The 18,845-nt window shown below is 60.7% G+C and carries 17 protein-coding genes; 11 read left to right on the top strand and 6 right to left on the bottom strand.

Going from position 1 to position 18,845, the window contains the following annotated elements; translation table 11 throughout:
• Nucleotides 1-16 precede the first annotated feature (16 nt).
• Both DL86_RS16835 and DL86_RS16840 read left to right on the top strand, forming a co-directional pair.
• Nucleotides 17-967 carry a lysophospholipid acyltransferase family protein gene (locus DL86_RS16835; protein ID WP_051953630.1) on the top strand — a complete coding sequence of 317 codons (951 nt, stop codon included), beginning with the start codon at nt 17-19 and terminating at the stop codon, nt 965-967.
• Complete coding sequence (locus DL86_RS16840) at nt 964-2,385, top strand: nicotinate phosphoribosyltransferase (protein ID WP_051953632.1); 1,422 nt, start codon at nt 964-966, stop codon at nt 2,383-2,385. Before DL86_RS16835 ends, DL86_RS16840 begins: the two co-directional genes overlap by 4 nt.
• On the opposite strand, the gene pncA is transcribed toward DL86_RS16840, so the two are convergent.
• Nucleotides 2,375-3,013, bottom strand: coding sequence for a bifunctional nicotinamidase/pyrazinamidase (gene pncA, locus DL86_RS16845; protein ID WP_036263744.1), 639 nt, complete (start codon nt 3,011-3,013; stop codon nt 2,375-2,377). The two genes, DL86_RS16840 and pncA, sit on opposite strands and share 11 nt — an antisense overlap.
• Before the next feature lie 225 nt (nt 3,014-3,238).
• Complete coding sequence (locus DL86_RS16850) at nt 3,239-3,898, bottom strand: glutathione S-transferase family protein (protein ID WP_156964718.1); 660 nt, start codon at nt 3,896-3,898, stop codon at nt 3,239-3,241.
• 671 nt (nt 3,899-4,569) lie between these two features.
• On the opposite strand from DL86_RS16850, the gene DL86_RS16855 reads away from it, so the two are divergent.
• Nucleotides 4,570-4,941, top strand: a complete 372-nt coding sequence (locus tag DL86_RS16855) for an HU family DNA-binding protein (protein ID WP_084572987.1) — start codon at nt 4,570-4,572, stop codon at nt 4,939-4,941.
• 72 nt (nt 4,942-5,013) lie between these two features.
• Here DL86_RS16855 and DL86_RS16860 read toward each other — a convergent pair whose 3' ends face one another.
• The gene (locus DL86_RS16860) at nt 5,014-6,453 is read right to left on the bottom strand and encodes a cytochrome P450 (RefSeq protein WP_051953634.1); all 1,440 of its coding nucleotides are present in this window, start codon (nt 6,451-6,453) and stop codon (nt 5,014-5,016) included.
• Between the two features lie 607 nt (nt 6,454-7,060).
• Between DL86_RS16860 and DL86_RS16870 the strand changes: the two genes are divergently transcribed.
• The 4 genes from DL86_RS16870 to DL86_RS16885 all read left to right on the top strand — a co-directional run bounded on the left by DL86_RS16870 (nt 7,061) and on the right by DL86_RS16885 (nt 9,981).
• Nucleotides 7,061-8,008 (top strand): metallophosphoesterase family protein, encoded by a 948-nt coding sequence (locus DL86_RS16870; protein ID WP_036264104.1) that lies wholly within the window; start codon nt 7,061-7,063, stop codon nt 8,006-8,008.
• A 147-nt stretch (nt 8,009-8,155) separates the two neighbouring features.
• Entirely contained in the window at nt 8,156-8,497 is a 342-nt protein-coding gene (locus DL86_RS16875) for a c-type cytochrome (RefSeq protein ID WP_036264106.1), read from the top strand.
• 174 nt (nt 8,498-8,671) lie between these two features.
• Entirely contained in the window at nt 8,672-9,214 is a 543-nt protein-coding gene (locus DL86_RS16880) for a sigma-70 family RNA polymerase sigma factor (RefSeq protein ID WP_036263750.1), read from the top strand.
• Nucleotides 9,211-9,981, top strand: a complete 771-nt coding sequence (locus DL86_RS16885) for an anti-sigma factor family protein (protein ID WP_036263753.1) — start codon at nt 9,211-9,213, stop codon at nt 9,979-9,981. Before DL86_RS16880 ends, DL86_RS16885 begins: the two co-directional genes overlap by 4 nt.
• Nucleotides 9,982-10,009: 28 nt before the next feature.
• Here the strand turns inward: DL86_RS16885 and DL86_RS16890 are convergent, their stop codons facing one another.
• Together DL86_RS16890 and DL86_RS16895 are read right to left on the bottom strand one after the other, a co-directional pair.
• Nucleotides 10,010-10,789: a molybdopterin-binding protein gene (locus DL86_RS16890; RefSeq protein WP_036263756.1), complete on the bottom strand. Its 780-nt coding sequence runs from the start codon at nt 10,787-10,789 to the stop codon at nt 10,010-10,012.
• The gene (locus tag DL86_RS16895) at nt 10,782-11,651 is read right to left on the bottom strand and encodes a cytochrome b/b6 domain-containing protein (protein WP_051953636.1); all 870 of its coding nucleotides are present in this window, start codon (nt 11,649-11,651) and stop codon (nt 10,782-10,784) included. The genes DL86_RS16890 and DL86_RS16895 overlap by 8 nt, the downstream gene beginning before the upstream one ends.
• A 331-nt stretch (nt 11,652-11,982) precedes the next feature.
• Between DL86_RS16895 and DL86_RS16900 the strand changes: the two genes are divergently transcribed.
• The gene (locus tag DL86_RS16900) at nt 11,983-12,399 is read left to right on the top strand and encodes a hypothetical protein (RefSeq protein ID WP_036263758.1); all 417 of its coding nucleotides are present in this window, start codon (nt 11,983-11,985) and stop codon (nt 12,397-12,399) included.
• A gap of 131 nt (nt 12,400-12,530) precedes the next feature.
• On the opposite strand, the gene DL86_RS16905 is transcribed toward DL86_RS16900, so the two are convergent.
• Nucleotides 12,531-13,172, bottom strand: a complete 642-nt coding sequence (locus tag DL86_RS16905) for a TetR/AcrR family transcriptional regulator (protein WP_036264114.1) — start codon at nt 13,170-13,172, stop codon at nt 12,531-12,533.
• A gap of 111 nt (nt 13,173-13,283) precedes the next feature.
• Here DL86_RS16905 and DL86_RS16910 point away from each other — a divergent pair, with 111 nt between their 5' ends.
• From DL86_RS16910 to DL86_RS16920, 3 genes are read left to right on the top strand one after another with little or no spacing between them, the layout of a single operon-like run.
• Nucleotides 13,284-16,469, top strand: a complete 3,186-nt coding sequence (locus DL86_RS16910) for an efflux RND transporter permease subunit (RefSeq protein WP_036263761.1) — start codon at nt 13,284-13,286, stop codon at nt 16,467-16,469.
• On the top strand, nt 16,466-17,719 hold the full coding sequence (locus tag DL86_RS16915) for an efflux RND transporter periplasmic adaptor subunit (RefSeq protein WP_036263764.1): 1,254 nt from the start codon (nt 16,466-16,468) through the stop codon (nt 17,717-17,719). Before DL86_RS16910 ends, DL86_RS16915 begins: the two co-directional genes overlap by 4 nt.
• 60 nt (nt 17,720-17,779) lie before the next feature.
• A complete protein-coding gene (locus tag DL86_RS16920; protein ID WP_084572988.1) occupies nt 17,780-18,793 on the top strand; it encodes an aldo/keto reductase in 1,014 nt (337 codons plus the stop codon).
• Nucleotides 18,794-18,845: the final 52 nt, after the last annotated feature.

Below are 18,845 nucleotides of genomic sequence, written 5' to 3' on the forward strand. Positions count from 1 at the left end.
GACTATCGGGTTCCCGATGGACGACTATCTGTTCAGTTACGCCGCGCCGACCGACCCGCCGGTCAAACGCAAGCTGATCCGATTAATGGAAAAGGCGACCGGCCAACCGGCCTTGAAGCGCCTTTACCTCGACAACCAGCGTCATCCGCGGCCAAGCGAAAGCTTCTGGGCCGCGGCGGTGCGCTCCTTGGCGCTCAACGTCCTTTATGACGAGGCGGCTCTGGCGCGGCTGCCGCGCACGGGCCCAGCCGTCTTTGTCGCCAACCATCCTTACGGCGTGCTCGACGGTCTGGTCATTTCCTGGCTCATCGAAAAGGTTCGGCCCGATTTTGTCGTGCTCACCAACGCGGTTCTGATGCGCGCCGCGGAAGTTCGCGACTTCATTCTGCCGATTGATTTTTCGGATGCGCCGGCGGCGCGCGAAATCAACATCAAGTCGCGCGCCGCCGCCCGCGCCCAATTGGAGAAGGGCGGCGCGGTCGTGGTGTTTCCGGCGGGCGCGGTGTCGACGGCGCCCGATCGGCTGGGGCGCCGGCCGGCGGTCGATTCCCGCTGGCAACCCTTCGCCGCCCAGCTTATTCAGCGTTCCAGGGCGACCGTTGCTCCGATCTGGTTCGGCGGCCAGAACAGCCGCATCTTCCAGATCGCCAGCCATCTCAGCCAGACGCTGCGGCTTGCGCTGATTTTCCACGAAGTGAAGACCCGGATCGGCGCGACATTGCCGGTGGCGATCGGGCGGCCAATTCCGTTCGAGGAAATCGCCCATCTCAAGGATCGCCAAGCCCTGGCCGACGCCTTGAGGGCGCGCACCTATGCGCTCGCGCTTCACCCGCCAAGGCCCGCCGCAGCCCATCGGGCAGGCCTTCCCGGCGCCATCCAACATGAAACGAAAAAAATGCTGGGGCGCTTCCCAATCAGATGGAATCATCCGATTGGGAAGCGCCCTAAGAGAAAGCTGAAATCATGACGCCGTCCGGAAAGCCCGCCGCGCCAAATTCAATCAGCGCGCTTTTCACGGACCTTTATGAACTCACGATGCTGCAAGCCTATTGGGATCTGGGCTTCACCGACAAAGCGGCGTTCAGTCTGTTCGCGCGTCGGCTGCCGCCGGAGCGCAACTATCTCATCGCCTGTGGGCTCGACGGAGTGATCGACGCCCTCGAATCGCTCCGCTTCGACTCTGCTGACATCGCTTATCTTTCCCAGCTCGGAGCCTTCTCGGAGCGCACTCTGGAGCGGCTGCGCGGTTTCCGCTTTACCGGCGACGTCTATGCGATGGCTGAGGGGACGCCTTTTTTCCCCAATGAGCCAATCCTCGAAATCGAAGCGCCGATCGGAGAGGCCCAGATCGTCGAAACCCTGGTCATGAACCAGATCGGCTTGCAGACCATGCTCGCGTCGAAGGCCGCCCGCGTGGTCGAGGCCGCGCGCGGCCGGCCGGTCATGGATTTCGGCAGTCGCCGCGCGCAGGGGCTCGATGCGGCGCTAAAGGGCGCGCGGGCCTTTCACTTGGCCGGAGTCGCCTCGACATCCAACGTCATGGCTGGGCAGGTTTACGGGATGCCTGTCAGCGGCACCATCGCCCATAGTTTCATCGAGGCGTGCCCATCCGAATTGGAGGCGTTTCGCGCCTTCGTCTCCATCTATCCCCAAACCACCCTTCTCATTGATACCTATGACACGCTGCAGGGCGCGCGCAACGTCGTCAAGCTCGCCGCAAAGCTCGGGGCCGAATTTCGGCTGCGCGCGGTCCGGCTCGATTCCGGCGACCTCTCTCAGCTTTCTCGCGGCGTTCGCGACATTCTCGACGGCGCCGGGCTCAACCAAGTCCAGATCGTGGCGAGTGGCGGGCTTGACGAATACAAAGTCGACCAGCTGCTTGCGGCCAAAGCTCCGATCGACAGCTTCGGGGTCGGCACCGACATGAGCATCTCGGCCGACGCCCCCGCGCTTGACCTCGTCTACAAACTGACCGAATACGCAAATGTCGGCCGCATGAAGCTCGCCGCCGGAAAGCGGACGCTACCTGGGCGAAAGCAGATCTTCCGAGCGTTATCGGAGGGCGTCATGACCTCCGACATTCTTGCGCGCAGCTTCGAGCTTGAGGCTGGCGTCCCTCTCCTTGAATGCGTGATGCGAAACGGGCGTCGTCTGGCGCGCGCAGGAACGCTTTCCGAGACGAGGCTTTATGCGCGCGAGAAGATCTCGCAATTGCCCGCCGCGCTTCGCTCGCTGCGGACGGCCGCCGAGCCTTATGGAGTCTTCGTTTCGCCAAGCCTGAGGGCCTATGAGCAAGAAGTCAGCGACGCCATCGCCCATCAGGCTGGCGCACATCTCAGCGACGAGACGTCGGCCCATTCGAAATGGCAAGGGATCACGCAATAGCGTCGGATGCAATGCAAACAGCCCCCTTTGCCGCAAGGCTCCGGCGGGTGGCGGCCACCGACCCCTCAATGTCGATTCCCCTGCAGGCGTCCTCGACGACGATGACGGAAAAGCCCTCGCGGCAGGCGTCCTCGGCCGAGTAGCGGACGCAGAAATCAAATGCGAGCCCGGTCACGAACACGCGCGTGAGGCCGCGCTCCCGCAGGTAGCCGACAAGCCCGGTCGGCGTCGCGCCATCATTTTCATAAAAGGCCGAGTAGGAGTCGATCAGGGGACGAAACCCCTTGCGAATCACCGCGGCCGCGTGAGGAATGCGCAGGTCCGCGTGGAACTCCGCCCCCGTCGTCTCCTGGAGGCAATGGTCGGGCCACAGCACTTGCGCGCCGTAGGCGAGGACAAGAGCTTCAAACGGCTGCCGGCCAGGATGCGTCGAGGCGAACGAGTGGTGACCGGGCGGGTGCCAATCCTGCGTCAACACCACATTTTGAAACCGCTCAGCCAGGCGGCTGATGATCGGCGCGACTTCGTGGCCGCGCGGAACCGCAAGGCCGCCCCCCGGACAGAAATCATTCTGAACGTCCACCACCAGCAGGACGTCAGCGGCGCCGATTGCGAGCCTGTCAGTCATTGCTGTTTGCCAGAGGATTCCGGCGCAACCAGCTGAAGCCCGGCACGTTGGAAAAAGGGAACCCGGAAGCTGAGCATTGCTGATTTTTTCAAGGCCGCCATGTCGATTGCGAGACTATCATCCTCTGTGTCCGCTGGCATCTCCGGCTCAAGCTCAGCTTGCGATATTTTGTTGAAATGAAGCCGGAGCGCGGCATTTTGCTGGCCGAAATGACAATTTGGCTGTTCATCCCGACGCAGTCCTCGCGCCGTATTTTCCGAGCTTCCAGGTTGGCGCCATCTCATCCAAGACTTGGCGGATCGCCGGGTGTTGACTGCTGCTTGCGACATAGCGGTCGATTTGTGGGTAGGCCTGGAGCAATTCGGGTTTGCCATGGGCGGCGGCAATCTTCGGGAGCATGAACAAAGCTGGCGCAAGCTCGCAGTCGGCCAGCGTCAACTGCGCGCCGGTCGCAAACGGTTCGTCGCCGACGTAGAGCTGCAGCGACGACAATCCCCGCACGAGCCGCGTCAGCCAAACAGCCGCGCTCGGATCCCCACTCGCAGGATCGGACTGCCGGGAGAGTTCAACCAATGGCGTCATAATCAGGAGTTCGCCGATGCGTTGCAGCAAACGCACCCGCGCCTTGTCTTCCGGCCCAGCCGGCCGCAATGGCGGCGCGGGAAATTTATCCTCCAGATATTCCATGATCGCAGCCGATTCCGGCAGCGGCGTTCCACTTTCGAGAATAAGGCACGGAATCGTCCCGAGCGAATTGATGGCGTGGAACTTCGCCGACAGCAAACCGCCGGGCGGCGGTTCGATATCGATATTCAACCCCTTCGCATAGATCGCGACTCGCACCGGGGCGGAGAAGGGCGAACTGTTTTCCGAATAGAGCTTCATGACGCCTCTGAGCGGAGGCAGTCCTCCGCCCAACGCGGGTATCAAGCTGGTGAGCCGGTGTCGAGCGAAACCATGCGGCCGCCCGACCCGGGCCGGCCAGAGCGCTTAAGGATCCAAGGAGGAGGACTGGCGCAATGGGGGCCGGGGCGCAGCCCCAACGGGGTCGCCGCTCGACTTTGCCGGATTGCCTGTGACGCGAATAGTCTTGATCAAAACGCCGCGCTTCAGTCTCTCGGATCCACTTTCCACTCTCAGAAGCTAGAAGAGGTCAGGGCGTCGCCATCGGCAGACGCGCCGCAGATGTTGTTCTTTGCGATAACTCAACCGTCGCACCGCTGCGTTCGAAGCCCACACAGGCCACGCATGCCGCAACCCTTGAGGGCTCCCCGAAGAGGAGGCCGTCCGGCGCTGTCGATGCGGCCGGCGTTAGAGCATTTTCAAGCGAAGTGGATACCGGTTTGCGTCAAGAAAATGCGATGAAATAAAGACCTAGAGCTGCCTTCCGATTCCGCGGAAACTGAAAGCGCTCTAGCAAAGGCTTATGGACAATTCATGCTTGCATGATGTATGGGCCAAGCGGCAATCGAGTCGCATTGTCTTGACAGCTCTATCCGGCCGATTGCAGACATCGTTGGAGGATTGATTCGGTGGTAGCCAAGAAATCTGTTGCGGTGAAGAAGGCGGGCGCCGTCGTAAAGAGCGAAAATAGCGCGAGCGCAAAAGCCACCACCGTCAAACCTGCGGCGGCGAAAGCCGCTCCGGCCCAGACAACGATCACGCTGAAGCAGATCGGCGCGCAACTCGCTGCAACACATGAGCTCCCGAAACAGCAAGTTGAAGCAATATTCAGCGACATGATCGAGACAATCATCAAACATCTCAAGAAAGGCGCGAAAGTTCGAATCAGCGGGATCGGCATTTTGCAGGTCAAGAAGCGCGCAGCGCGCATGGGGCGCAATCCGGCGACGGGCGAGAGCATGAAAATCAAGGCAAGCAAAAAAGTCTCTTTGCGCGTCGCCCAAGATCTCAAGGCCAAAATCTAGACCCTCGCTTGGAGGGGAGACGCCAACAGTCACGACCTTGGAATTGAGCCCCGCCTCCCTCTCACAAATTCTCTATTGGCGACAAGACAAGCGGCGAAATAGATCAAATATCCGATGCCTCGACCTTGCCTGATCAGGGGGCGACGCTCCACGCCTACTCACGGCCATCCAGATGCCGTGCTTGGGCCGCAGAGTTACCAGCCCGATCGGCTCAACCGTGCGGCCAGGCGCAGCGCGCAGGCGATAGCGTTGCGCGATTATCGCTAGGATCGTCAGCGACTCGGCCATGGCGAACCCACCGCCGATGCAGATGCGCGGCCCTCCGCCGAAGGGCAAATAGGCAAAGCGATGGCGGTTGGCGACCGCTTCGGGGGCGAAGCGCTCCGGATCGAAACGGTCCGGCTCTGGCCACAGGGTCGGATTGCGGTGCGTCACATAGATATTGATGAAGATCGCTGCGCCGCGCGGGATGCGCACGCCGCCAATCCAGTCCTCTTGGACAGCCGTGCGCGAGATCGTATGCGCAGGCGGATAAAGGCGCATCGCCTCCTCGAAGACCATCCGTGTGTATTTGAGCTTGGCGAGGTCGGCGAAGTTGGGGGCGCGCCCGCCAAGAACCTGATCGAGCTCGGCATGTAGCTTGGCCTCGACCTCGGGATGCTGCGCCAAGAGATGCCAGGTCCAGCTCAGGGCATTGGCCGTGGTCTCGTGACCGGCGACGAAGATCGTGAGGATTTCGTCGCGCAATTGCTTGTCGCTCATTCCTTCGCTCGACTCCGGGTCGCGCGCGGCGAGCAGCATCGAGAGAAGATCGCCACGGTCAAGCCCTTGGGCGCGGCGCTCGGCGATGATGCGGGCGACAAGCGCGTCAAAGGCTTGGATGGCGACGCGGTAGCCCTTAGAGTGGCGCCGGGGAAGCCATCGAGGCAAGCCGAAGAGATCTAGGAGATTGGGGCGCTGTGCGACGACTTCATCCATGAGCCGTCGCACTGTTTCGATGTCGGCGGCGACATCGCTTGAGAACATGGTGCGCGCGATGATCGAGAGCGTCAGCCCCATCATTTCAGTAGCAATGTCGCATGGCTCGCGCTTTTCTTGCCAACAGGCCGCCATCGCCTCTGCTTCCGCAACCATCACATCGAGGAATCCGGCGATGCGTTTGGGTTGGAAGGCCGGCGCTGCAATGCCGCGCTGCCGGCGCCAGAAGGCGCCTTCGCTCAACAGCAGCCCGTTGCCGAGAAGCGGCCCCAACAATGTGCGTACAAAATGGCTTTTGACGTAGTTTTGCTGATTGGTCAGCAACACATGCTCGATATATTCTGGTTTGTTCACCATGAAGGAGTCGAGGAAGAGTATGCGGTTGTAGATCAGATTGCGATGAAATACTTCCGGGGAAAAAACGGAGAGCCGGTCCTTGCGCAAGCGACGAACAAATTCGATGAGCCCGAAACGCGGCGCGAGATAGGTATCCTCGACCGTGGGGGCGGCGACGGGGCCGCTTTTCTGCTCCATGCTCGTCTCCCTCTTCAATTTCTTAGCTTAGGCGATGTCAGCGAATATCTGAAGCATTTGTCTTATGATGAGTACGCGCTAAACGGCACAGCGGCGACTCGCCATTTGCCGGCGCAGGATCTCCGCTGCCAACGGTCGCCGGATCTCACCGGCTTTGAGTTGCTTGGCCTCGGCTTCCTCCTGCAACGCGTCGTATAGATCGGCGGCTTGGAGACAGTAAAGGTTAGCCATCTCCGAGTGCGAAGAGGCTTGCGTCCTCCGCATTGACGAAGAATATTTCCACCTGCTTCCTGCAACCTTCCGGCTGGTCCATTTTCGTCTCTATCTTTTCCGGCGCGCATTTTTGGACCCATATGAAACGAGTCGGCGCCCAAACGGCTGAGTGACGCCGTGGCCTCTGGTTGGGATCCATGATCGCCCCGCGAAATGAGCGTCGAACGCCATCGACCCGCAGCCAAGCCGATGTTTTGGACCTCTGGCCAAATCATCAGTCAGCGCGCCAAGGCGACCCGCGAAATATTTCTCACATTCATCGGAATAAAACGCGATCCACCCGAGTCTTAACCTATGATGCCGGAGAGCGCCGGCGCATATGGAGCGCAAGACGATGTCCTATAAGCGAGTTGGGGATATGAGCCGCCGCGGCGTGCTTGAGTGTATGGCATGGGCTGGCGCAGGGGTTGTGTGGACGGTTTCCGGCGGCGTTCCGAAGTCGTCGCAAATATTGGGCGTCGGCGAGGCGAAGGCGGCCGAAGGCGGCTTCAGCTTTCTTCAGATATCCGACACGCATATCGGCTTCGCCAAACCCGCCAACCCAAACGCGGCCGCAACGGCGCAGGAGGCGGTCGCGAAAATCAACGCCTTAAGCGCCAAGCCTGAATTTCTGATTCACACCGGGGATATTACGCATCTCGCCAAACCGGGCGAATTCGACGATGCCGATCAGATCATCGGCAAGGCCGGCCTCGTCACGCATTACGTCCCTGGCGAACATGACGTCGTAGATGAGAATTCCGGCAAGGCCTATTTCGAACGCTATGCCAAGAAATCAGGCGGCAAAGGCTGGGGCTGGTATTCGTTCGACCATTCCGGCGTCCATTTCGTTGCGCTGGTCAATGTTGTTGAATTGAAGAAAAATGGAGCAGGCTCGCTCGGGGCCGATCAACTCGCTTGGCTTACGGAAGATCTGAAGGGAAAGAGCCATTCGACGCCGATTGTCGTCTTCACCCATATTCCGCTTTGGGCGATTTATCCGGAATGGGGTTGGAGCACCGAAGACTCCGCGCAGGCGCTTAAGCTCCTAAAGCCCTTCGGCTCGGTCACGGTGCTTAACGGCCATATTCATCAGATAGTCCAAAAGGTGGAAGGCCGCGTCACCTTTCATACCGCTCGCTCGACCGCCTTTCCTCAGCCGGAGCCGGGAAAGGCCCCAACCGCCGGACCGATGTTGGTTCCGGCGGACAAGCTACGCTCCGTGCTAGGCGTCACCGACGTTGTCTACAGCCAAAGCAACCGCCGGCTCGCAACGACGGATGTAGCGCTTTCCGACGGGTGACGCGCCCAACCGTTTCATGGGGACGCCGTGGCGGCGTCAGCAATGCTTCAAGGAATGTTCAAGATGCAAAATCCGGTGGCTTCTTTTACGCGCGAGAAACGCGGCGCGAACAGAATGTTTCCCCCAGCCATGCTTCGAACTGGCGGCATGAGCGCGCTTCTTCTTCTGGCCGGGCTCCCTTGTTATGCGGCTGGCGATCCGGTCCGCGGCGAAGCTCTGTATCAGGGCTGCACCGATTGCCATTCCATCGAGCAGAATGATGTCGGCCCCAAACACGGCGGCGTTTTCGGCAGAAAGGCCGGCGCCGTTTCAGATTATTCCTATTCTTCGGCGCTGAAAAATTCCGGGATTGTCTGGAACGAGGAAACACTGGACAAGTGGCTGATGGATCCGCAGGGCCTCGTTCCCGGAGCCAAGATGTTTTTTACGGTCACGAATCTGCAGGACAGGTCAGATATTATCGCCTTCTTGCGAGCGCAGAGCAAATAACTGCAACAGTCATTCTCTCGGCGGCTTTGGCGAAGCCTTCCATTCGGAGGCGTTGGATGTAAACAACTGTTTCGACTCACTTTCAACGGGGCCGAGACGTATAAAAACGCTTGACGTCTCCGTTCGCAGTTCAAAGGCCCAATGATCGTCGAATCTTGATTGGACGCAAAGCGAATGCAGGCAGAAGCCGCTCTGGCGAAACAGCGTCTCTTCGAAGAGGTGATCTCGCCCCATCTCGACGACGCCTATTCTCTGGCGCGTTGGCTTACTGGCAACGCGACGGACGCTGAGGACGTCGTGCAGGATGCATGTCTTCGCGCGTTCAAGGGCCTGGATGGATTCGCCGGCGGCAATAGCCGGGCCTGGCTGCTGACAGTCGTGCGCAACGCCGCACATACCTGGATTTCAAAGAACAGGCCCAAGACCGTGATCATTGCTGACGACCTGGAGGACGCCGAACGCAGGATGCCTGACCATGAGGTCAGAACCGCGACGCCCGAGTCGGAACTCATCGCCAACGTCGAGGCCAAACGACTGGAGGATGCGGTTTCAAGGCTGCCGCTGCTCTTCAAGGAAGTTATCGTCATGCGCGAGATCAACGGCGCCAGCTATCGCGAAATTTCGGAGGTTCTGCAGGCGCCAATCGGCACAGTCATGTCTCGCCTCGCAAGGGGACGCGCCCTGTTGATTCGCTCATTGGCGGAGACGCCGGCATGACGACGCAAGATCATGACGACTTAAGGCTTCTCATGCAGGCGGCGCTCGACGGAGAGCTCGACGCAGCGGGCCAGCTGGAAATTGAAAAGAAGATTGCGCAAGACCCGACTCTCGCCGCCGAATGGAATCAGCTGACCGCCCTTCGAACAGCCATTCGAAGGGCTCTGCCGCGCGGGCGGGCGCCGCAGGAGCTGCGGACCCGTCTTGCCGCTGAAGCCGCGAACGAGGCCCCGCGCTCGTTGCGCCTCCCACCCCGCCCAAGCTGGTTCGCGCTGGCGGCCTCGGTTGTTGTCAGCGTCGGTTTGACGGGAGCGCTCGTCCCACAATTCATTGCTGATCGGACTCCGTCCATCAGCGAAACATTGGTCTTTGATCATATGCGCAGTTTGCTAGCGGCCCGCCCTGTCGATATCGCCTCAACGGATCGGCATGCGGTCAAGCCTTGGTTTGATGCGCGTCTTGCATTTTCACCGCCGGTTGTTGACCTCGCAGAACGCGGCTATGTCCTCGTTGGCGGGCGGGTCGACGTCATCGATGGCGCGCCGGCGCCGGCGCTGGTCTATCAACTGCGCAACCATTTGATAAGCTTGACCGCATTGCCGGCCAGGCTGGCGCCGTCCATCTCCGCAACCTCGCTCAGAGGTTTCAGCCTCATGCGATGGACGGAACAGGATCTCGTCTATTGCGCGGTATCCGACGTGCCCAATGAGGACCTCGACTCCTTTGCGCGTGAATTCCGAGCCAAAGCGTTCGGGAGGGGTCAGTGACAATAAGCAACTGCGACGCGCATCCGGTTCAGATCCCCGCGTACCACTCATAGCCTCGGTCAGGCCAGAACCCGCCTTGTCCACGTCCGAACCTATCGAGACGATCGGTCAGTTCGATTCGCATTACATATTTTGCGTGCTTGTAGCCAAGTTGGCGCTCGACCCGCAGCCGCAATGGAGCGCCGTGGCCAACGGAAAGCGGCGCGTCGTTGAGACTATGCGCAAGAATGGTTTGCGGATGGAAAGCGTCGACCAAGTCGATGCTTTCGTAATATTGCCCCGTCCCGTCTAGCGCCCGCTCATAAACATCGGCGCAGTGGAAAACGACAAACCGCGCAGTAGGAAGAAGGGACGCATGCTGCAGCACAATGGCGAGCGGAACGCCCCGCCATTTGCCAATCGCGCTCCATCCTTCGACGCAATCATGGCGCGTGATCTGCGTCCGCTGCGGCAGGTTGCGCAGATCCTCAAGCGATAAATCCAGCGGATTGGCGACCAGCCCCTCGACGCGCAAGCGCCAGTCGACAAAATTGCCTTCCAGCAAGGCTGCATATTCCTCGCCCTCGGGCATGCTGCTGCCATTCACCTTAAACACTGGCGAGAGATCAGCGACGGTGAATTCGCGCGCCAGCGCATCGCGCCCGCCGAGCAGACGCTGAACGCGATAGGTCAGCGACTCCGCTGAGAAAAGGACATCCTGGACTGCCGGGGTCTCGGAGAGCCGGTCGCAGCCGGCGAGCAGCGCGCCGCCGAGCCCCGCCGCGCTCAGAGCCAAAAACCGGCGCCGAGGGAGTTGGATTCTACTCATGTTTATCCTCGACAGAAATAAGCAATCGTCCGGTGATCATCGAGCGCAGTTCATTCACCGGTCCGGCCAGAAGCACCATCGCGACATGAACGCAAACGAACAGCACAATCAGACTGGCTGCGATGAAATGGATGGTCCGCGCGGATTGGCGTCCGCCGAACATATCGACGAGCCACGGCAGGATAGCGTCCATCCCCGGCGACATGGCGAGGCCAGTCAAAATCATTGCCGGCAATAGCAGGCCGATGACGCCCAGATAGGTCAACTTCTGGAGCGGATTGTAATGGCGCGCCTCTTCCCCGCGCGGAAATTTCAGCCGAAGATGGTCGACGATATCCTGGAGCAAAGCCCCTGGCCGCAACTGCCGCCGGCTAGGCGCGAGGTCGCGCCTAAGATGCCCATTGGCGAGTCCGGCCACAACATAAACTAGGAGGTTGCCGACAAACAGCCAAGCAAAGAAGAAATGCCACCGGCGCCCCATGGCAAGATCGCGCCAGCTTGGAAGCGTCAACCACGCCGGGAAGCCGCGCTGCGCGAATTCGCCGCTGGCGTTGCGCGAAAGGCCGAAGATCCCAGTTGTTTCGAAAGTTGACGAACCAATCCTGGCGAACCCGGCCGGCGGACCGGGCCGCGATTCATCGGCTCCAAGCTCGAATATCGAAGGATCGGAGTCCGCGCCAAACTGCCCCCAATACAGAGCCGGATGGGCGTTGAAGATCTGCAGGCCGCTAAACAACAGCATGCTCACGCAGAGGAAATTGATCCAATGGGTCAACCGGGTGACGCGCGCATGCCGGTAAACAGCCAGCCGACGCGGCGTCTGCGAGGGCGTCGCCAAGCCTGTTTCTGGAGTTTCACTCATGACCGCTCCCCGGCTTTCTTCGCCTGTTTAGCCCGCGAGGTCCGCTCCGACGCAGTGGAGCAAGCTTTTTATCGGGCAAGTTAGTGTCCTGCGCCGCCCGGAGACTGCAGAGCCGGCGTCTTGAGGATTTACGCGAGACGAACCGAAATAGTTTCGTGGGCCTGGAGGTTACAAAAAAGAGGCTAAAATTGCGCAAGGCCACGCGCGACCGCCGCGCCAGTAAATCTCAATTGCTTCAACCCAGACGGGATCCTATATCGTCGATCCACGAAATTTGCAGCGCGCGAACATGCCTTGCGCAGTCGCACGCCTAGGACAGAGGAAAACAGCCATGCCGCGATCGCATACCGCCTTTCTCAATCGCGCGGATGCGCCCACGCGACCGGCCTTGCAACAAGCCATAGACGGACTGAAGTTCAAGCTCACGCTCGACGACGCCTATGTTCCTCTCAAGACCTCAGGCTATCTGCCCTGCACTCTGGATGGAGAAGACGCCGGTTTCGACATTCGCTTTCAGGATGTCGATGCACAGAGCCCATCGCCCGCCTTGCAATCGCACATAGGAGGGAAGGACGTCGCGATCGTCTTTCGCTGGAGCGGAGACGTGCGTGAACTCGCCAGCGCCATGATCGTTAGCGCGGCGCTGGCCAGGAATTTTGGCGCCATGGTGTATGACCCCGACAGCGATATTGTTTACAACGCCGAGCAGCTTATCGAAAAGGCGCGCGCCGCAGTCGAGTCTTTGTAGGTCAAGAAACGAGCGAAAGCGCATAAGCAATGGATCACGGGCCCAGCATCTGGCGAGCAGCGGGCCCAGGCCATTGCCGCCACATGCTGGGCGCATCGTTCAGCGTCGGGAATTTTGTTCAAGAGCGCCCATCAGGGTTCCGCTTTTTTATTCGCCAGACAACCATTCAGGAATTGGACGACGGCGCCTTGGACAATCGTTTCGATTTCGCCCTGAGTCGGCGGCTCGCGCAGGCCGATCAGGCATTGTAGCCGCACGGTCCCCGACAGCATGTCCAGAAAATGGTCCGCTCCGGCCCAGCTATCGCGCATTTGCAGCGCGCCTCGCGCGATCTGGCGGTCGAAGAATTCGGCCAAGAAGGCCCGGCTGCGGCCCGGGCCCAATTTCCAATATTGCCGCACGAGTTCGGGCATGCGCGGCGCCTCCGCGACAATCAGGCGGTGTAGGTTGAGGCACTCCTGGCCGGTCACGATCGCGACATAGCGGATGCCGACCTCGCGCAGCACCGCGTCCGGCGCGAGCGGCGCTAGCTGTTCGGGAGTCAAACCCCGAAAGATGGTCTCGCAGGCGTCGGTCACGATTGCTTCAAAAAGGCCCTGCTTGCCGCCGAACAAGGCATAAAGCGTTTGCCGGGATCCGCCGGACCTGGCGATTACGTCGTCCAGCGTGGCTTCGGCATAGCCCTTCTCCTGAAACACGTCCCGAGCCGCCGCCAGGAAGGCGTCCCGCCGCGCGGTCAAGCGCTTGCTGGGCGGTCGGGAGGGGGCAGTCAAGGCTACGCCTGGAGGGATTGTATTCATTCACAACCTAGTGAGCTGCGTCGGAAGCCCTTGATATGTACTGTACCATACAGTACGCCAAGACTCGACCTTACGGAGTTGGTCATGGGCATTGTCGGCTTTGCGCTTCGCTTCCGCCACACGTTTTACGTGCTTGCGCTCATGATGCTGTTTCTTGGCGTCAGCGCAATCCTTGTGACGCCCAAGGATATTTTTCCAAACATCAACATACCGGTCGTCACTGTAATCTGGCAATATACCGGGCTGACGCCGGAGGAAATGGAGCAGCGCGTCACCACTTATAGCGAATATTCGATCAGCTCCAACGTCAGCGACATTCGCAACATCGAAAGCCAGACGCTGTCGGGCGTCGCGGTGGAGAAAATCTTTTTCCAGCCGAATGTGAATGTTGATCTGGCGATCAGCCAGATCGTATCCGCCTCCAATGCGATCCGCGCGCTGATGCCCCCGGGCATTCAACCGCCAGTCATCGTTCAATTCAACGCGTCATCCGTCCCGGTGCTCCAACTCAGCTTGAGTTCTGATACGCTGAACGAGCAGCAGCTTTACGATTACGGCATCTATCAGATGCGCCAGGCGCTGGCGCCCATTCCAGGCATCACCCTGCCGACGCCCTATGGCGGCAAGTATCGTCAAATCATGGTCGACATCGACCCCGACGCGCTCAAGGCGCGCGCGCTTACGCCCAACGATGTGGTCAAGGCGGTCAACGCCCAAAGCCTGACATTGCCGTCCGGGGACGCGAAAATGGGCGATAAGCAATTTATCGTTCGCGTCAACAGTATGCCTCAGTCGATCGAGCAACTCAACCGGCTGCCGATCAAACAGTCCGGCGGCGCGACCGTTTATCTCTCCGATGTCGCCCATGTCCGCGATGGCTGGGCCGTGCAGCAGAACATCGTGCGCGCCGAAGGCAAGCGCTCCGCCCTGTTGACGATCATCAAGAACGGCAACGCCTCCACCCTCGACGTGGTCAATCGGGTAAAGGCGGCATTGCCCGAAATTCAGAAGGCGGCGCCGCCTGGCATGAACATACAGATGCTGTTCGACCAGTCGGTGTTCGTGCAGAATGCGATCAGCGGCGTGCTGCACGAAGGCGCGATCGCCGCCGGCTTGACCGCGCTGATGATCCTGATTTTTCTTGGCTCCTGGCGCTCCACGCTCGTCGTGATGCTGTCGATCCCGCTCTCGATCCTGACCTCGATCGCCGTGCTCTCGGCGCTCGGCCAGACGATCAACACCATGACGCTCGGCGGCCTCGCCCTCGCCGTCGGGATTCTCGTCGACGACAGCACGGTCACGATCGAGAACACCCATAGGCTCCTGGAGGAAGACGAGCCCTTTGACGCGGCCGTTCTCGAGGGAGCGGCGGGGATCGCCGTGCCGACCCTGATCTCGACCCTCGCCATCTGCTGCGTGTTCGTTTCGGTTTTCTTCCTGCAAGGCGCCGCGCGCTACCTGTTCACGCCTCTGGCCATGGCGGTTGTGTTCGCCATGCTCGCTTCCTACGGCATTTCCCGCACCCTGACCCCGATCATGATCGGTCTCCTGCTGCGCAAGGAGCACGAGCGGCGCGGCGTCGCGACCGGCTGGCTGCCTCGTTTCCACGCGGCGTTCAATGCCCAATTCAATCGATTTCGGGACTTTTACGGCTGGCTGCTCGCCGGAATTCTACGGCGCCGCTTTCTCACCCCCATCGTCGCCGCGATCGTCATGATCAGCGCGGGCGTCCTGTCCCTCTTCGTCGGCTCGGATTTCTTTCCCAGCGTCGACGCGGGCCTTATCCAACTCCACGTCCGCGCGCCGGCGCGCACCCGGATCGAACGCACGGAACAGATTTTTCAAGCGATCGAGGACAATATCCGCACCGAGATCCCGGCCAAGGACCTGAAGCTCATCCTCGATAATATCGGATTGCCGGCGCGCACCTATAATCTCGCCTTCACCGATGGGAGCGCGATCGGGGTCAATGACGGCGTCATCCAGATCGAACTCGCAGAAGGCCACGAGCCGACCGCCGAGATCATCAAGAAGCTGCGCGCCAAATTGCCGGCCGCCTTTCCAGATGTGCTGTTTTATTTCCAGCCCGCCGATCTCGTCACGCAAGTGCTCAATTTCGGCACGCCGACGCAGATCGACGTCCAGGTGCAAGGGCGCGATCGCGAAACCAACAAAGCGATCGCCGCGCAGTTGCAGAAAAAGCTGGCCGATGTTCCAGGACTCGTCGACATCCATATTCAGCAGGAGCTCGACGCGCCGGAGCTGCTTTATGCGATCGACCGCACTCGCGCTCAGGAGCTTGGGCTGAACATGCAGGAGGCGGCCAATAATCTCAACATCAGCTTGAGTTCGTCGCAGCAAGTCTCTCCCAATTTCTGGACTGATCCAAAGAACGGCATTCCCTATTATTTTGCCGTGCAAACGCCAGAATATCGCATCGCCAACAAGAACCAGCTCGACAATACGCCGCTTGCGAGCAGCATCGACGTCAGCGGCGCGCCCATTCCGACCATGCTTGGCAGCATCGCCGCCGCGAAGCGACTCGACGTTCAATCGGTCTTCAACCAGTCCAACATCCAGGCTGCTTATGATGTCTTCGGCAGCGTGCAGAACAGCGATCTCGGCAGCGCAGCGCGTGCGATCCAGCAGATTGTCGCCGAGGTCGAGCCTCAACTCAAGCCCGGCAATCATATCGTCATTCGCGGACAGATCGAAAGCATGCAGGGGGCCTTCTTCGACCTGCAGCTTGGGCTCTTGTTCGCCGCGGTCTTCGTCTATGCGCTGATGGTCGTCAATTATCAGAGCTTCCTCGATCCGCTCGCCGTCATCCTCGCCTTGCCGGGCGCCGGAGCCGGCATCTTGCTGATGCTCTTCGTCACCGGAACGACATTGAGCGTGCCATCCTTGATGGGAGCGATCATGGCAGTGGGCGTCGCCTCGGCGAACTCCATTCTGCTCGTTACATTCGCCCGGGAGCAGCGCGAGGCGGGGTTGAGCGCCTTCGAGGCCGCATTGTCGGCCGGGACGACGCGGCTCCGGCCGGTTCTGATGACGGCGGCGGCGATGATCGTCGGCATGATCCCCATGGCGATCGGCGGCCCGGGAGCGGAGCAGAACGCCGTGCTGGCGCGCGCCGTCATCGGCGGCGTCGCCGTCGGCACTCTCACCACGCTTTTGTTCGTTCCCTACCTCTATTCAGTGATCGGCCGGTTTGAACGGACGGCCGCCGCATTGCCTGCGCGAAGGGCCAACGAAGGATTGTCGTCATGAACTATGCGCCAATGAAACGCGCATTTCACGAAGATGCGCATAGCAAGGCCGACCTTGATCGGCGCCGCCGGGCCGCCCGCGCGATCGCAATTGGGGCCATCGCCATCGTGGCGATATTGGTTGGTTTCGGGGCCTGGAGCCAGGCGAGCCGAAGGGCGGAAGCCATTGCCGTGTTGGAGGCCCGCAAAAACGCCGCGCCAAGCGTGCGCACCCTGATTGTCGAGGAGGACGCAAGACCGCGCATGATCGAGCTGCCGGGCACCATGGCGCCGTTCGAGAACGCCACGGTCTTTGCTCGCGCCACTGGCTATATCGCCGTCCGAAATGTCGATATCGGCGACAAAGTGCGCAAGGGCGACGTGCTCGCGGTGATAGCGGCGCCCGATCTCGATCAACAGCTCGTCCAGGCGAAGGCGCAGCTTGTCCAGCTCGAGGCGGCGGTCCAACAGGCGCAAGCCGACGCCGATCTCGGTCGCGTGACGAACCAAAGGACATCGCGCCTCGTCTCTCAAGGGTGGTCGAGCCTGCAGCAGGGCGATCAGGATCGCTTGACATTCGCCTCCCGCACGGCGGCTCTTGCGGTCGCACACGCGAATATCGCCGTGCAGCAGGCGGCGGTGAACCGCCTTGCGCAGCTGACCGCCTTCGAGCAGATCACGGCGCCCTTCGATGGCGTGGTCACCAGTCGTCTGGTCGAAGTCGGCAGCCTCGTCGCGGCCGACGCGAACAGCGGAACCCCATTGTTCTCGATTGCGCGAACCGACGTCTTGCGCGTGCAGGTCTTCGTGCCGCAAACGGTCTATTTCGGCGTCAAGGATGGCGATCTCGCGACAGTCACTGTGCCGGAGCTGCCGAACCGAACCTTCGAAGGCAAGGTTGCGCGCAATGCGCAGGCGCTTGCCGCCGGCAGCCGCACGTTGCTCACGGAGGTTGACGTCGGCAATAAGGACGGCGTGCTGGCGGCCGGGCTCTACTGCACGCTCCACCTTCACATCAATCGATCAGGCCCAATCATGGTCATCCCATCACAGGCGGTGATCTTCAGTAAGGACGGCCTCAACGCCGCCGTCGTCCTAGACGGCAAAGTTGTGCTGCGCAAGCTCGATCTCGAAGCCGACAATGGCGCCAATGTCGAGGTGCGCGCCGGCTTGCGGCCAGGCGATCGCGTCATCATCAGCCCGCCAGCGAACGTCGTCGACGGCATGCGCGTTAAGACCGCCGAACCGGCGGAGGCTGTCGCCCGCAGTTGAGCGCCAGAGACGCAGCGGCGCTGGCCAAGGATTTTGCTTACTCTGATCAAAGAGGCAACGATGCAAGACGCAACAGTCGCAACCAACATTGAACTTGCCGACATTGCTGGCGCAGAGCTGAAGGTTTCGCGCGTGGCGATCGGAACCTGGGCTATGGGCGGCTGGATGTGGGGTGGAACGGATGAAGCCGACTCAATTGCAACGATCCGCGCCGCGCTGGAGCATGGCGTCAATCTCATCGATACGGCCCCGGTCTATGGCTTCGGCCGCTCCGAGGAGATTGTCGGCAAGGCCATCGCGGAAGGGCGCCTGCGCTCGCGGTTCGTGATCGCGACCAAGGTCGGGCTCGAATGGCGCGACGGCAAGATATTTCGCAATGCAAGCCGCGATCGGATCATGCGCGAAATCGAGGACTCCTTGCGCCGGCTGCAGACGGATCGCATCGACATTTACCAAGTCCATTGGCCGGACCCGTTGACGCCGATCGAGGAAACAGCAGAGGCGATGCATGCGCTCTTGAAGCAAGGTAAGATCAGCGCCATCGGCGTCAGCAATTTCTCCGTCGAACAGATGGAGCGGTTTCGCCGGGTTGCGCCGATCCATGTGCTTCAGCCGCCCTATAATTTGTTCGAGCGCGAGATCGAAGCGGAGATTCTCCCCTATTGCCGCAAGAACAATATCGCGATTTTCGGCTATGGCGCCTTGTGCCGAGGCCTCCTCTCTGGGCGGATGCGGCCGGACACCGTTTTCGAGGGCGATGATTTGCGCCGCGTCGATCCGAAGTTCCAACAGCCGCGGTTCGGGCAGTATCTCGCCGCCGTGGAGCGCCTCGACCGGCTCGCGGGGGATCGCTTCGGCAAACGCGCCATTCATCTTGCGGTCCGGTGGTTGCTAGATCAAGGCGTCACGACGGCGTTATGGGGGGCGCGTCGTCCCGAACAGCTACAGCCAATCGATGGCGTCTCCGGCTGGTCGCTCGACGATGCCGCAAAAGCCGAGATCGATCGGATCTTGCGCGAGTCGATCGCCGATCCGGTCGGCCCGGAATTCATGGCGCCGCGAGCGCGTTCTTGAGCGGACCGCCAAAGCGCGCTTCGCCTCCGGCCGCCGACTATGCTGACGCTGG

Source organism: Methylocapsa aurea, assembly GCF_000746085.1.
GTDB classification, from domain to species: domain Bacteria; phylum Pseudomonadota; class Alphaproteobacteria; order Rhizobiales; family Beijerinckiaceae; genus Methylocapsa; species Methylocapsa aurea.